This is a genomic window from Microcoleus sp. Aus8_D2 (assembly GCF_036702665.1).
GTDB lineage: Bacteria > Cyanobacteriota > Cyanobacteriia > Cyanobacteriales > Microcoleaceae > Microcoleus.
This window is the reverse complement of the sequence record NZ_JAUBUN010000018.1, coordinates 34,196-48,362: the sequence shown is the minus strand read 5'-3', so window position 1 is coordinate 48,362 and position 14,167 is coordinate 34,196. Positions and strand designations below refer to the sequence as shown.

Genomic DNA, 14,167 nt, shown 5'->3' with positions numbered 1-14,167 from the left:
TAGTGAGGACTTCAGTCCTTATGAAAGAGCGGACTAAAGTCCTCACTACAAACCAATCTGATTATCCTTCAACTACGATAACATAGGTTCGTAGTGAGGACTTCAGTCCTTATGAAAGAGCGGACTAAAGTCCTCACTACAAACCTATTTTTTTATTGCTCAACTAAGATCACATAGGTTCGTAGTGAGGACTTCAGTCCTTATGAAAGAGCGGACTAAAGTCCTCACTACAAACCAATTCGGTTCAATGTGACTTGATATCAGCCCATTTTTTTCTTCTTCCAAGCTTCAACAAACGGCAAAAACACCGACACCAACTCCTGGCGACTCATCACCAAAGTCGGAAAAGAAACCCTCCCGTAATTCTTCCCCACTGTCAGCGGAAAAATCGCCTGAGATTCTAGCGGCAGCCAAACCGCACCCGCAGCCTTCACAATTACCCAACTTCCGGCAATATCCCAAATTTTCGGAGTCGCTTCTACGCCTCCCATCGCAACACCGGAAGCCACCATCAAAAAATTGTAACTGGCCATCCCCAACATCCTAATTTTACTCGGAAGATGAGGCCCAATGCCCACACTCCTGGAACACAAATTAAAAATATGATTTCCACTTAGTTTATCAGCACTCGGGCGAATCGGGCGATCGTTTAAAAATGCACCTTGAGGCATATTTGTCAATACATCATCGTTCCCGAAATTCTCTGCATAAAAACCATGAAAAGTGTGATTCAGAGGTGGCAAATGCACGCAGCCAAAAACCGGAGTTCCGCGATACAATAAACCTAAAGAAATTCCCCAAATCGGAATTCCGCGAGCAAAATTAGTAGTAGCATCGAGAGGATCGACCACCCAACACCATTCAGTATCGGGTAAAATGTGTTCTCCTTCTTCGCTCAAAATCCCGTGACTGGGAAACGCAAGTGCGATCGCATTTCTAATCTCTGCATCCGCCCAATTGTCAGACTGCGTAACCAAACTGCCATCGGATTTCTCATCCGCTTGTGCTGAACCGAAATCTTTCAAAAACTGCTGTCCGACTGTCTTGACAGTAGTTTGAGAAAACGTTAAAATTGAATCCCAGAAATCTTTCATTTGTATTTTGTTCGTAGTAAGGACTTTAGTCCTTTCTCCACGATATCATTAGGACTGAACTCCTCACTACAAACCTGAGTTTTTTATTGCTGAGATAATGCGGACTGAAGTCCTCACTACGAACGTTCGTCTAATTTATTTGGTTCGCAGTCAGGAGTTTGGTCTTTTCTTCACAATATCATGCGGACTGAAGTCCTCACTACGAACCTTAGTCTAATTCATTTTCAAGAATAGTTGCGATCGCACTTTTGGCATTATCCTGAAACTCGGCAACATCTACCCGACTCAACAGATACACAGCAAAAATCATACCCACCGCCGGCACCGCAAACACCAATCCGTAAGCTAACATCGGCACACCAAACAAAGTTCTGCCAACATCCAAAATAGCACCGCCGCTAACCGTCGCCACACCCCGCGCCATCGCCTGCGACAAACCCCAAGCGCCAATAAAAGTCCCCGCTGTTTCCGCAGCAGTCAAATCCAACATCAAACTCAGCGCCCCCGTCGTCGTAATTCCCGAAGCTAACCCGAAACACATCAAAGCCGACTTAAACACAATCGGATTACCAGTAAATCCCGATAAAATAATCAAGCCAAAACAAGCCGCCACCGACAAACAACCCAATCTAATCGTATTTTGCTTGCCGATGCGCGGTACAATTAAAAAACCTGTGGCGCTCAAACCAATCAGCGTACCAGTACCGTAAATAGCATTCAACCTGGTACTTTCCGAAATCGGCATCTTAAAAATTTCCCCGCCGTAGGGTTCCAAAACCGCATCCTGCATAAACAAACAAATTGTCATCACCAGCAGGAAAGTAAAAAACAAACCTGTTTGGCGGCTAGCAGTCAAAATCCGCAGCGCGCTTCCCAGAGTAATTTTATCTTCTCGATTCACTGCGATCGATCGCGCCCCGTAACGCGAATACTTCTTCTCAACCCCAAAAGTCGCAATCCCCACCAACAGCAAAACCACCGCCGGCACCTTTACAAACAAACCATTAATCGAAGCCTGCAAAACTTCCCGGGGCACATCCCCATCAATCTGCTTCAACAAACCGCTGCTGACAATCGCCCCAATAATAATACCAACCATCAGCATCGACCACACCACACCCACCAACTTCGATCGATCCTCCTCATCCGAAACATCCACCAACAAAGCAGCAAAAGGAGTCGAGCTCGAACAAATCGCGATACCGTAAACTGCAAAAATCAAACCCAACAAACCCACCCAGCCGTAAGTCGGACTCGTCCACCCCACAGCATCCAAACTAGCGCCCAAGCGCCACATCACCTGCACCGCCAAAAAAGCCGAAATTACAAACAACAGCCCTCCCAGCCACACGTAACCCGTGCGGTGATGCCCAAACAAAGGCTTAGCATCAGACATTTGCCCGAACCACACCCTAGCCGGGGCCACAAACTGGTGCATCGCCAGAGTACCCGCCACCACAGTAGCCGGAATCGCCAACTCTTTAATCATCACGCGATTGAGCACTCCCAGGGTCAAAATCGACATCATGCCCAGCCCCATCTGAAACAAACCCAGCCGGAACATCGTCGCGAGGTCAATTCTTTTGACAGCAGCAGTCGCGGAATCTGTTAATCTTAAATCTGGCAAAGGGTCGATCGGCATAACTATTCAAATAAACACAACTTTGCACTTATAGTAACTGAGATATTGTAACCGGCCGCCATTATTCCCACAGTTAGAAGCTCAAATGACATTATTCATATAAAAATAAAGAGAATCAATCAATATAGCAACCGCCACCTGAAAGCGCGGACATAAATAACCTCAGGAATCGAGCCCCGATCCCGCGATCGATAAACCGTTTGATTCCCGTACTATGTAACTGTCAACTGTCAACTGTCAACTGTCAACTGCTACAATTGTGGATTTACCAACCGTGACAACCATTACCTTAGGACAAAATGGCCCAGCCGTCATTCCCCTGTGCGTCGGAACTTGGGCGTGGGGCGACAAACTATTTTGGAACTACGGCAGCAACTACGGCGCCGCCGAAGTAGAAGCAGCATTCAAAACATCCCTAGATGCCGGAGTCAACTTTTTCGACACAGCCGAAGTCTACGGTAACGGCTTGTCAGAAGAATTGCTGGGGCAGTTTATCAAAAAAACCAGCCAACCCGTGCAAATAGCCACCAAATTCGGCCCCGTACCTTGGCGCCTCACCGGAAAATCTGTTTCCGAAGCCTTAAGTGCCAGCTTAAAACGGTTGCAAGTAGAACAAATAACCCTCTACCAAGTACACTGGCCCTTCAGTTTTTTGCTGAGTCAAGAAACCTTGATGAACGCCTTAGCAGACGAAGTAAAACAAGGCAGAATCCAAGCAGTAGGAGTCAGCAACTATTCCGAAGCACAGATGCGCGAAGCTCACAAAATACTAGCAGCCAGAGGCGTTCCCCTAGCAACAAATCAAGTCCGTTACTCATTGCTATCGCGGCAAGTAGAAAAACAAGGAATTGTGCGTGCAGCCCGCGAATTGGGAGTAACAATTTTAGCATACAGCCCCTTAGCCCAAGGATTGCTGACAGGCAAATACAGCGCTCAAGAAGAACCGACAGGAGCCCGCAAATTTGATTCCCGGTTCAGCAAAGTGGGCCTCGAAAAAATCGAATTAGTCATGTCCACCTTACGGAAAATGGGAAGAAAGCGCGATCGCACGCCCGCCCAAGTTGCCCTAAACTGGTTAATAGCCCAAAACGGAGTCATCCCAATTCCCGGCGCCAAAACCGCCAAACAAGCCGAAGAAAACGCAGGCGCCCTAGGCTGGACATTAAGCCAGGATGAAGTCAACCAACTAGAACTAATGACACGTCCTTGGCGAGAATAAAGTAGAAACCGGGTTTTTTTACGACAATACAAAGGTTGTAGCCGTAGATTATGTGAAAAACCCGGTTTCTTTGGTCTTATTAATCCGTAAGTCCTGTTCTTCCTTCTTCCACCCATCCGTTACATCCGTTACAAAATCCGTTGCCGAACTTCCTTCCTCTGACTATGAAACTATTAACAGACTGGGGTTTCACCCGCGAAGGCCTACGCAACAACAGCCGCGGCGAATATTTAGTATTGCTTCAAGGGGCATTGCTCGCAGGATTTGCCATCTTACCAGTTTATCAACTACCAGGATTCAAAATTCAATCAACTCAATTAATTTATCTTACCTGGATTCTGGCAAGCATCCTCGGCTTAGGCGCATTCATTTTAATCGTCAAAGGATTGATAGACTTAGGAAAAAACCTCACACCCTTACCCTATCCCATAGAAAATGGAGAATTAGTCCAAACAGGAATTTACAGTATAGTGCGACATCCGTTGTACGGTGGCTTAATCTTAGCAGCCCTCGGCTGGACACTTTGGCAAACGAGCATATCGCACTTAATCGCCACTGCAATTTTACTGATATTTTTTGACATCAAAGCCAACCGCGAAGAAACCTGGTTAAGTCAAAAATATCCCGACTATTCAGAATATCGCCAGCGAGTCAAAAAACTAATTCCAGGAATTTATTAAAAGTTTTAGATTGCGGTTTGAATCAACCGTTCTATGATATACTCAACGATCGCAGGCTGTAGGATTAAAGTTGTTGGCGCGCTCTCATTGAGCGATCGCCGATATTCGATGAGCGATCGCTCCGCCAGCGCCTCCAACGCTTCCATCAGTTGCCGTCCAGCAACTTTGGGCAAAATTTCAGCTTTTAGCTTCGCAGGAGTCGCGGCTTCTGGATTAACGGCCAACCAGTACATGATTTGTTGTTGCAGGGGAGACAGGCGATCGAACTGGCGATCGAGCAAATCCCACAAATCGCTAAAAACAGTATTTCCTTGCACTAAAAATGCCTGAATATCACCGCCAAAACTATTTTGAATCGTAGTGGCTGCAATTTTGATCGCCAGGGGATTGCCGCCAAAGTAGTTGACAATATCTCTACTTTGTAGTAGCGTTGCCTTTAATCCTTTGTCGGCGAGGATTTGCTGGCATACAGGCGGTGAAAGGCCGGAGAGTTTGAGCGATCGCACAGGCAAATTTTCGCCCGATCGCACAGCAAATCCGCCCGGTTGTTCTCGTCCGGTTAAAATCAGACAACTGTGGTGAGATTCGTCAGCAATGCGCCCAAATAACAGTCCGTAATCTTCAAAGCCTGGTTGATATTGTCCGCTGCAATTTCCGGCTTGCAAAATCGACTCCAGATTGTCAAAAATTAACAAACAGCGTTTTTGCCGCAACTGTTCCATCAGAGTAGAAATAGAGTTATTGGTTGTGGCTGATGAATTAGTTAAAATCGGTAAAATATTGCTGAGAATAACATCTAAGGTTGGTGCTTGCTGCAAACTGCGGTAAATCACGAATTCAAATTGAGATTTAATTTGCTGAGCGAGTTTGACAGACAGAGAAGTTTTGCCGATACCGCCAAGTCCAAAAATACCGATCGCACGGGTAGAATTGCCAGTAATCCAAGTTTTTAATGTTTCCAATTCCTGTTGGCGGTTGTAAAAATAGGAAACATCGATCGCTTCTCCCCAATCTTGGATGCAGTTATTGAGTGCGCTGCGATGCTGGTAGCGGCGCAAGACTGCTTGAAGATTTTGCTTTGAGACTTGTTCACCGATGATTTGAGAGAGCTTTTGCCACAAATGCGAACCGACTTGTTTGATATAGTCGTGCTCGTAAAGTAAGCGCTCCGCTATTTCTTGATAAGAGTATCCTTCCCAAGTGTACAGAACAACGCGGGATTGAATGTCATTGAGTTTTTGCTTTTTGTTTGCGGATTGTAACAAAATATCAACTAGGGCGATCGCCTCTTGTGCTGTCATAGGGATTTTGACCTCTTTAGTAAATTACTGATGTTTCATAACTGCGAGTTACTTTTCAGGAAATATAAACAAATTTACACAATTGATCGAAAGCAATAGGGTTGCAAGCCCCCGTACAGACTGTGAGGTTAATTCCGTTATCTAAAATTTAACATCTAAAATCGATTGACTGCTAGCAGCCTTTAATGGAATTTACGTAAGTTTACAAAAGCCTGTCACTTTTTCTCACCGACAGGGCGATCGGAGTGGTTTATTCTTTGAGTTCAGGCAGAGAACAAGTTTTTCAGACAGTTCAAAACTGATGATTTCAGCCGTACAAAAGCTTGTCACTTTTTCTCACCGGCAGGGCTATCGGGGTAGTTTATTCTTTGACTTAAGGAAGAGTACAAACTTTACCAGCCTCATTTTTTTTACAAATCAATTAATTAGTCTAGTCTTCATCATTTTTTTCTGGAGTATCAACCAATGATAATTTCTACTTTTGAGCTTTTGGTTAAGCCTCAACTTCCTAAAGATTTACCTGGATTTATACCTAATAATGTCCAGCAAAAAATAGAGAGATTAAGGCGCACAGTTATTCAAGGATACTTCCTAACAATTGCAAACTTGGGATCGGTAGATATTTTTCTCACACTGACTTTTACAGTGAAGCTTCCTCCTGGGATTTCCATTGATGATTTGGTTACTTTCTTTGACACAACAGGATCGGATATGGGCGAAGATATGCCTGGGAAGTTAGAGCCTATTAAGGGTTTTACTAACAAGTTTATTGCTTCTGTTACTCTGATGTCACAAAGCACTGGACTATTTCTCGTACAACCTAATATCATCAGAAAACCTGAACTGCTTGACGATGCTAATTTTGAAGTGAGAGGCTTCGCTGAAGTTTCCCTTGCTACCTTAACATCTAGCGTAAGTGATGTGGCTGTTCTGATAACCCCAGAACACCGAGGAACCTTTTTTGACAATCTTACAGGTACTGGATCGGCAGGTCGCGATCAAATTTCCTATTCTCTACCAGTTCAGAATGGTGGGCTGTTTACATTTAAACCTTCCACTTGATTAACGATCGTCCTTATTTCCTTCATCAGCCAGATCCCCTCCGCTTCGCGCTTGCCCGCAGTACGCCAAACTGCTAGCGATTAGAATGGCGATCGCACCTCATCACCCTTCACTCCTTCACAAAATAACGGGAAATGAAAATGAAGGTTGCAGGTGCGATCGCACTTTACCTCAGATATAAAATTGCATAAATAGTTAATTGTATGACACAAGAACTGCTTGAAAAAATGGAGAATCAAACCAATAGATGGCATCGCTCGGCCGTAATATTGCACTCTATTGCTGTAACTTTAGGAGTCACTTCGGTACTCTCATCAATAATTGTCGCTACCTTTATCGACGAACTAGGAAGTTTCAGGACAAAAGTTTTTGCTGGACTAAGCGCAACTTCAGTGGCTATCCTTGAGACGACAGGTGTTGGACGAAAAGGTAATGGATTTCGTCAAGCCCAAAGACACTTAAAAGCCGAAACAATTAGATTTCGTGAAGGTGAAAGTTCTGTTAAGGCTTTAACCCAAGCTTTTATAGAAGCAGAACTGATGATAGGAGATTTAGTAATTAAAATGCCATCTACATCCGATCTAGAACAAAAATGATACAACAGGCAAAACTCAACAGTTGAGCGCTCGCAGCAGCCTGCGCGCTTGTAAAATCAGATTTCCTCCATCAGCCCAATCCCCTCCGCTTCGCGCTTGCCCTTCGTAGCCCAAACTGCTAGCTATTAGAATGGCGATCGCACCTCATCACCCTTCACTCCTTCACAAAATAACGGGAAATGAAGCTTGCAGGTGCGATCGCCCTTTCCTCTACCTTGACAATTTACCAACTTACAAAGCTTTACAAAAGTCTGTCACTTTTTCTCACCGACAGGGCGATCGAGTTTGGTTATTCTTTGAGTTATCGACAATTTACCAACTTAATAGGATAAGCAGAATGGACCAGATTTTATATTGGAATGAAGTTGCCCTCGAAGCTAACCGCGTTAGTTTTACTAATGGTAAGAACGAGCAGCCTGGCCCCACTCTGAGTTCCCGCGCTTTAGCGATCGTTCACTTAGCAATGTATGACGCTTATGCAGGAGTACGAGGTAATCCCATCGCTCCGGTTAATTTATCACCTTATCTCCCTGGCTTACCCGATCCGAAACCCCATGCCTCAGCATCGGCTGCTGTTGCTGCTGCGGCCCACGCTACATTGTCTAGCTTGTATCCCAGCCAAAAATTTTTTTTTGACTTGAAACATTTGCAAGCTGGTTTAACAGGTGATGGTTTAAAGGAAGGGCATGAATTTGGTCTTTTGGTAGCACACAAAATTCTAGAGAAGCGACAAGAAGACCCGATCGCTAGCGATGATGGTTATGCTGCATCAATGGCTCCAGGTGCCCATCGTCCCGATCCAGATAATCCTCAAGGATTTCATGCTCCCTTCTACGGTGCAAAATCGAGATGTTTTGCTGTCACCTGCCGCCACGAATTGGATGCTCCACCTCAGCTAGGAAGTGATGAATACATCAAAGCTTTGCAACAGGTGCGGGCGAAAGGAATTGCGCCGGAATTGATGGGAACCTTACCCGCAGGACTTTCTCCTCGAACTGCAAATGAAACACTCATTGGTATCTACTGGGGCTATGATGGCGTAGCTGAGTTAGGGACTCCCCCTCGGTTGTACAACCAGATTGTCCGTACCGTGGCGATCGCTCAAAATAATAGTGTCGAGCAAAATGCCCGTCTTTTTGCGCTAGTCAATGCTGCGATGGGAGATGCGGGTGTTTTGGCCTGGGATCAGAAATACATTCACGATCTGTGGCGACCCGTTCTTGGCATTCGGGAAGATGACCCGTCTCTAGGACCAGCAGCGATCGGCAATAACTGCCTTTCCGAGAATTCTGACTCTTCCTGGTTGCCATTAGGTGCACCGAACACAAATTCCAAAACAAAAGAGGAGACCAAGAAAAACTTTACGCCACCCTTCCCCGCCTATCCCTCTGGACACGCTACTTTCGGTGCAGCCGCATTGCACATCACTCGGCTGTTTTACGGCGTAACTGACTGCTGCAATGACAACTTGTTTGATTGTCTTACCTTGGTCTCCGATGAATTCAATGGTATTAGTCGAGATAACAAGGGTACAGTAAGACCAAAACATACTCGCAGTTTTCCAGGTGGGTTGTGGGAAATGATTGTAGAAAATGGCCTCAGTCGGGTCTTTTTAGGAGTGCATTGGGTGTTTGATGCTTTTGCTTTAGACAGTGAAGATAACCCCGATCTCTCCCGAAATATCGGTGGTGTTCCGCTGGGAATTACGATTGCTGAAGACATTTGTAACAACGGTCTGACTTTATCAAGTATTGGCCCTCGGAGTTAAAACTTATTGCCGATCGACTTTGGGCAAAGTCCGGTTATAAGGGTTAATCTTGTCTGCCGGCGATCGCACCTCACGCCTTCATTCCCTCACCCAATAACGGGAAATGAAGGTTGCAGGTGCGATCGCCCTTTCCTCTCGATCGACTTACCAACTTACAAACCTTTACAAAAGCCTGTCACTTTTTCTCACCGGCGCGGATTTATAGCGCAGCGAATACCGCGGCGTCACAAAGGTTGCCATTTCGCTTACAATAGAAAGATACAGAATATTTTTATTAGATTTTAAAGAGGCAGGATGCCAACACTAATCTTGAGCAGCGAGCAAGTTGTCGAACTCGTCAAACAGTTGTCAGTTGAACAACAAGTAGAAGTGTTCAGATTCTTACTTCTTCAGCAGTGGAGTCAATGGGAATCATTATCGCGTTATGGTGTCGATCGAGTTAAACTCCTTGCCCAAGAGCGAGGCTGCAACTGGGATGAGATGTCTGAAGAAGAACGTGAATCTTTGATCGATCGCATAGTGCATGAAGAGTAATGCAGTACATTGTAGTTTTTGATACCAATATTTTTCTTTCTGCATTGCTATCTCTAAATGGCAATCCATTCCGATGCCTTGCACTGGCAAAGATTGGGCAGATTGAGTCTGTAACCTGCCAAGAAATATTGGATGAATTTGCAGAAAAACTGCTAATCAAATTTAAATTTTCTGAAGAGATGACCAAAGCTGCTGTAGAAGAGGTTCGTGGGTTCTCCCGGATTGTGGAGATTTCTGCAACTCTCAAGGCAGTTCCCGCAGATTCAGATGATGACATGGTTGTGGAGTGTGCAGTGAATGGAAATGCTACTCATATTGTCACGGGCGATAAGCACCTTCTAACCTTGACGGCTTACAGGAATATCAAAATTGTAAAGGCGACAGAGTTTATCGCGTTATTATCGCAAGCTTAGATAATGTTGCCAGCAGCTTAAAAGTCTGGACTTTTGAGTTATCATCTCTGTCAAGGATCGCCCTAAGAGAGATCCATCAGCCCGATCGCCCTTCGTAGACCAAACTGCTACCTATTCGGATGGCGATCGCTCTTTCTTCTCGATCGACAATTTACCAATTTACAAACGTTTACAAAAGTCTGTCACTTTTTCTCACCGACAGGGCGATCGGGGTGATTTATTCTTTGAATTAAGATCAAGCAAAAGCTGTTCAGACTGTTGGGAGTTAAACCGCAGATGTGGAGGATAATCCGGCTAGGAAGAGTATTGTACTGCAAATAAGATATAAAGGAGCATTTAAAAATGTGGGTATTCGAGCCAACTGCAAAATTGACTGATTTCGATCGTGTTTCTGGACTAAAAGACTTATGGAGTTCCTTCATCAACGATCAGTATGAAAGGAATCTCTATGGTGATGCGCTAAGAGAATTGCAAAGATGGGGGCGTTCTGACAGTGATTTGCGCGTATACAATCCAGCATCAATGCCTATTGTGTCCCCTTCAGAGCTTAAGAATGTTATTTGGTCAGCACTCCCTACAAGCTTTGATGGACAATTCAACAATACAAATGAGAAGTATACCTACTTGGATCGATCGCAGCGCTACCCTGTTAGGAATGGCTCATCTGTGCTCACCCGCATTCAAGATGAATACTGCGAGTGGGTTGTCAAACGTAACACTGACAACAAGATTACAGAAGTTATCTTCACGAGTGAGCCTCCAGAATATTACAATTTCATGTTCTATACTTCACAGGAATCACGCGACCTATTAGTAGATGTCTATCGCGAGATCGTTGGAAATAAATCAATCACGATTGATGATTTAGTGGACAGCAGTGGTGAATATGACTGGTACAACCGTTACAACAACGAATTTGCTGTACATATGCAGCAACCAAACAACACGCTTGGCGCACAGGTAAATATTGTGTCACGTTCTTGTATTTTGCGAATCAATCGCCTTGGCAATCCGATTACAGATGCCCAAGGACTTATTCGCTGTGGTCAGTATGGTGATGAAGCACGTCAGAGCGATCCGAGCATTGGCAATGCCATTAATCAGTTTGCTAGGGAAAACCGATTCATTACCATTGAAAATCCAGTTGGATTATATATGAGTGGTGTTGATTGGAAGGGTTGGAAAACTCCTGATGGAACTCCAGCCGATGAGTTCTGGAAAGTGTTACGCGGTTCACAGGATGCCGAGCCGGAGAAATCTTATATTGTTCGTGCTGTGTACTCAGTACCTGAGAGCAAGGGTTACACTGTCTCGGATATCAAGATTGATGGTGAGCCGATCGACTTTGGTGCCCAGATTGCCAAGCGTATTGATGTTCGTGTCGGAGTTTTGGTAAGCAATCCGCAACCAATTCCGTTGCCCCGAGCGATCGGTTGCACTGGTACACCTCCATTCCCATTACCAACTCCAATGGACGTAATTCCTTCAAGTACAGTAGCTGCTCTTAGTGATATGTCTAGCCCTATGAACGCAACCAGAACCAGCGGAGGGATGTAATGCTTGAAGAGCCAGTTTTAGATCTTGACGATATCCAGGGCAATGTCCTGCCAGGCTTTAAGAAGGATAGTCAGCATTTCCTTTTCCTTCAAATTGTCGATCCACAGCCAGCACGACTGTGGCTCAAGTCACTCGCTCCAAGGTTGTGGACAGCCAGAGAGGTTCTTTCTGCTCACAGTATGTGGAAGGCGATGCGGGCGAAATTGGGACACGAACCCGACAATCTTGACTTCTTGTTTCTCAACTGTGCGATTTCAGCACAAGGACTGGCGAAACTTGCTGTACCAGGTATTGAGGAGTTCGACGATCGAGCTTTCAAACTAGGACTTGAGGAGAGATCTGCCTCCATTGGCGATCCTCCTCTCGGTAGTGGTGAACCGGGCGCGCCAGAAAATTGGCTGTTTGGATCTGGATCTCGTCGTCCAGATGTACTTTTGATTCTCGCAACTGACGATCTTGATTGGGCAGTGAGAACTGAAGAGGAGCTCATCACTTCAGCACAGCAGCAGGGATTACAGCTAATATACGTCGATCGAGGTCGAGTTCGACCAGGCAAACTGTCTGGACACGAGCACTTCGGTTTCAAGGATGGTATTTCCCATCCAGCAATTAGAGGGCGCAGATCCACTGCACCAGATGATTTTATCGAACCACGAACATTGCCAGAAGATTCAGCATTCGATAACCACAGTAGATTTGCTGCGCCTGGTCGTCCTCTAGTATGGCCTGGTCATTTCTTGTTTGGCTACTTGAGACAAGAGCGCGATGAGCCAGAATCGAGTCGTCCAAACTCTAAGCCTCCTGGGCCAGATTGGGCAGTGAACGGCTCGTTCTTAGTCTATCGGAGATTATCCCAAGAGGTGCAAGCGTTTCATACATTCCTTGCTGAAGCATCTGAAACTCTACGTCAAAATGGTTTCGATCCAGATCTGACTCCTGAACGACTTGGTGCATTGCTTGTGGGTCGATGGCCATCTGGATGGCCAGTAATGCGCGATCGCAATGTCGATCGCGGAGAACAAGAATTAGGTGAGAACTATTTCACTTTTACTGAAGCAACGACTGTATCATTACCGAACGATCCATATCCGCTCAACCTAGCCGATCCAAATGGACTAATCTGTCCTTTTGCAGCACACATTCGCAAGGTAAACCCGAGGGATGATGCAACAGATATTGGTTCAAAGGAGCGAACTTTTCAGAAGTTACTCCTTCGGCGCGGTATTACTTTTGGTCCAGAAATAGACCAACCTCAAGCTGAGAGAGGTCTTTTGTTCGTGGCGTTCCAAACATCAATCGTTGACCAGTTCGAGTTTTTAATGAATGACTGGGTAAATGAAGCAAATAAGCCCCATGCTAATGGAGGCGTAGATCCGATCGTCAGTGCTGTACGTAATACTAAAATTTCTTTGGTAAATGGCACTAACAAATTTGACCTGCCAATTCCGGGTGGGTGGGTAGTAGCAACGGGGGGCGAGTATATGTTTGCTCCAGGAATCCGTTTTTTTTCAAATGTCCTTTAACCTGAACTTCCCCCCTGCAAAAAACTCGAAACTGTCTCACCACTGTGCGACTATTGAAACTTACCCTCGTGGGGGGGGGAGTTCAGTTTAACTCCCCCCTGGTGGGGGGGGAAGTTCAGACTGCTGACTTTCATTCCTGCCGCGTACCATCAGGCATCACCGCACCCTTTAATTTCGCCCCTTTCAAATTAGTATCCAACAGCAAAGCATTCCTCAGATTAGCACCCTGCAAATTAGCACCTTCCAGATTTGCCATCCACAGATTAGCCCCCTCTAAATTCGCCCCTTCCAAGTCAGCATTAACTAGAAAAATACCTTTCATAAAAGCACCTGTTAAATTAGCATTTTTTAAGTGACCTCCTCCCAAATAAGCATCCTCTAAAAAAGCCTTTTCTAAATTTGTTTCTGCCAAATTTGCCCCTACCAAATTGCTGCTTATCAGATAAACACCAGCCAAATTTGCCTGTTTCAAGTTAGCATTTACCAAATTGGCACTCCACAAATTGGCATTTTTTAGGTTGGCATTTTCTAAATTGACGCCTTCGAGAAAAACTTGGCTCAAATTAGCTTCAGAAAGATTGCAGCCCCGGCATTCTCTCGCTACAAGCAACTGTCGGACTTGATGCTTGACTGAGGAACCGTTGGCTGCGAAGATTATTAAACCTGTAGTTGCTAAGCCGATCGCCCAAACAGTCGCCATCCCGATCGCACTTACAATCTTTCTTTGTGTCATACCTCGAAAACCGCTGTTAGTATAAAAAGATACGCATAAAAGATA

14 protein-coding genes are annotated in these 14,167 nt (G+C 45.2%); 10 read left to right on the top strand and 4 right to left on the bottom strand.

The features are described from left to right. Positions 1-260 precede the first annotated feature (260 nt). Both QUB64_RS16075 and QUB64_RS16070 read right to left on the bottom strand, forming a co-directional pair. Complete coding sequence (locus QUB64_RS16075; protein ID WP_333271775.1) at positions 261-1,094, bottom strand: inositol monophosphatase family protein; 834 nt, start codon at positions 1,092-1,094, stop codon at positions 261-263. Positions 1,095-1,302: 208 nt separating this feature from the next. Further along, positions 1,303-2,736 carry a BCD family MFS transporter gene (locus QUB64_RS16070; RefSeq protein ID WP_333271777.1) on the bottom strand — a complete coding sequence of 478 codons (1,434 nt, stop codon included), beginning with the start codon at positions 2,734-2,736 and terminating at the stop codon, positions 1,303-1,305. Positions 2,737-3,010: 274 nt separating this feature from the next. Here QUB64_RS16070 and QUB64_RS16065 point away from each other — a divergent pair, with 274 nt between their 5' ends. Beyond that, on the top strand, positions 3,011-3,955 hold the full coding sequence (locus QUB64_RS16065; protein ID WP_333271895.1) for an aldo/keto reductase: 945 nt from the start codon (positions 3,011-3,013) through the stop codon (positions 3,953-3,955). Positions 3,956-4,119: 164 nt separating this feature from the next. Further along, positions 4,120-4,635, top strand: coding sequence for a methyltransferase family protein (locus QUB64_RS16060; protein ID WP_333271780.1), 516 nt, complete (start codon positions 4,120-4,122; stop codon positions 4,633-4,635). 5 nt (positions 4,636-4,640) lie between these two features. Here QUB64_RS16060 and QUB64_RS16055 read toward each other — a convergent pair whose 3' ends face one another. Next, the gene (locus tag QUB64_RS16055; RefSeq protein ID WP_333271783.1) at positions 4,641-5,936 is read right to left on the bottom strand and encodes an NB-ARC domain-containing protein; all 1,296 of its coding nucleotides are present in this window, start codon (positions 5,934-5,936) and stop codon (positions 4,641-4,643) included. Positions 5,937-6,401: 465 nt separating this feature from the next. Between QUB64_RS16055 and QUB64_RS16050 the strand changes: the two genes are divergently transcribed. The 8 genes from QUB64_RS16050 to QUB64_RS16015 all read left to right on the top strand — a co-directional run bounded on the left by QUB64_RS16050 (position 6,402) and on the right by QUB64_RS16015 (position 13,389). Next, entirely contained in the window at positions 6,402-6,998 is a 597-nt protein-coding gene (locus tag QUB64_RS16050) for a hypothetical protein (protein ID WP_333271786.1), read from the top strand. Between the two features lie 203 nt (positions 6,999-7,201). Beyond that, entirely contained in the window at positions 7,202-7,594 is a 393-nt protein-coding gene (locus QUB64_RS16045; protein ID WP_333271788.1) for a hypothetical protein, read from the top strand. Between the two features lie 179 nt (positions 7,595-7,773). Continuing rightward, positions 7,774-7,926, top strand: a complete 153-nt coding sequence (locus tag QUB64_RS16040; RefSeq protein WP_333271791.1) for a hypothetical protein — start codon at positions 7,774-7,776, stop codon at positions 7,924-7,926. A gap of 5 nt (positions 7,927-7,931) precedes the next feature. Further along, positions 7,932-9,362: a vanadium-dependent haloperoxidase gene (locus QUB64_RS16035; RefSeq protein WP_333271794.1), complete on the top strand. Its 1,431-nt coding sequence runs from the start codon at positions 7,932-7,934 to the stop codon at positions 9,360-9,362. 294 nt (positions 9,363-9,656) lie between these two features. Then, positions 9,657-9,896, top strand: a complete 240-nt coding sequence (locus QUB64_RS16030; RefSeq protein ID WP_333271797.1) for a hypothetical protein — start codon at positions 9,657-9,659, stop codon at positions 9,894-9,896. Next, positions 9,896-10,309, top strand: coding sequence for a putative toxin-antitoxin system toxin component, PIN family (locus QUB64_RS16025; RefSeq protein WP_333271800.1), 414 nt, complete (start codon positions 9,896-9,898; stop codon positions 10,307-10,309). The genes QUB64_RS16030 and QUB64_RS16025 overlap by 1 nt, the downstream gene beginning before the upstream one ends. A gap of 342 nt (positions 10,310-10,651) precedes the next feature. Next, a complete protein-coding gene (locus tag QUB64_RS16020; protein ID WP_333271803.1) occupies positions 10,652-11,866 on the top strand; it encodes a hypothetical protein in 1,215 nt (404 codons plus the stop codon). Next, positions 11,866-13,389: a Dyp-type peroxidase gene (locus tag QUB64_RS16015; protein ID WP_333271806.1), complete on the top strand. Its 1,524-nt coding sequence runs from the start codon at positions 11,866-11,868 to the stop codon at positions 13,387-13,389. Before QUB64_RS16020 ends, QUB64_RS16015 begins: the two co-directional genes overlap by 1 nt. Before the next feature lie 130 nt (positions 13,390-13,519). On the opposite strand, the gene QUB64_RS16010 is transcribed toward QUB64_RS16015, so the two are convergent. Beyond that, complete coding sequence (locus tag QUB64_RS16010) at positions 13,520-14,122, bottom strand: pentapeptide repeat-containing protein (protein WP_333271808.1); 603 nt, start codon at positions 14,120-14,122, stop codon at positions 13,520-13,522. Positions 14,123-14,167: the final 45 nt, after the last annotated feature.

Bases quoted from the DNA above. Each gene is read 5' to 3' on its own strand.
- QUB64_RS16055 (WP_333271783.1), bottom strand. From the start codon at position 5,936: ATGACAGCACAAGAGGCGATCGCCCTAGTTGATATTTTGTTACAATCC.
- QUB64_RS16040 (WP_333271791.1), top strand. From the start codon at position 7,774: ATGAAGCTTGCAGGTGCGATCGCCCTTTCCTCTACCTTGACAATTTAC.
- QUB64_RS16070 (WP_333271777.1), bottom strand. From the start codon at position 2,736: ATGCCGATCGACCCTTTGCCAGATTTAAGATTAACAGATTCCGCGACT.
- QUB64_RS16075 (WP_333271775.1), bottom strand. From the start codon at position 1,094: ATGAAAGATTTCTGGGATTCAATTTTAACGTTTTCTCAAACTACTGTC.
- QUB64_RS16010 (WP_333271808.1), bottom strand. From the start codon at position 14,122: ATGACACAAAGAAAGATTGTAAGTGCGATCGGGATGGCGACTGTTTGG.
- QUB64_RS16020 (WP_333271803.1), top strand. From the start codon at position 10,652: ATGTGGGTATTCGAGCCAACTGCAAAATTGACTGATTTCGATCGTGTT.
- QUB64_RS16060 (WP_333271780.1), top strand. From the start codon at position 4,120: ATGAAACTATTAACAGACTGGGGTTTCACCCGCGAAGGCCTACGCAAC.
- QUB64_RS16015 (WP_333271806.1), top strand. From the start codon at position 11,866: ATGCTTGAAGAGCCAGTTTTAGATCTTGACGATATCCAGGGCAATGTC.
- QUB64_RS16045 (WP_333271788.1), top strand. From the start codon at position 7,202: ATGACACAAGAACTGCTTGAAAAAATGGAGAATCAAACCAATAGATGG.
- QUB64_RS16025 (WP_333271800.1), top strand. From the start codon at position 9,896: ATGCAGTACATTGTAGTTTTTGATACCAATATTTTTCTTTCTGCATTG.
- QUB64_RS16030 (WP_333271797.1), top strand. From the start codon at position 9,657: ATGCCAACACTAATCTTGAGCAGCGAGCAAGTTGTCGAACTCGTCAAA.
- QUB64_RS16035 (WP_333271794.1), top strand. From the start codon at position 7,932: ATGGACCAGATTTTATATTGGAATGAAGTTGCCCTCGAAGCTAACCGC.
- QUB64_RS16050 (WP_333271786.1), top strand. From the start codon at position 6,402: ATGATAATTTCTACTTTTGAGCTTTTGGTTAAGCCTCAACTTCCTAAA.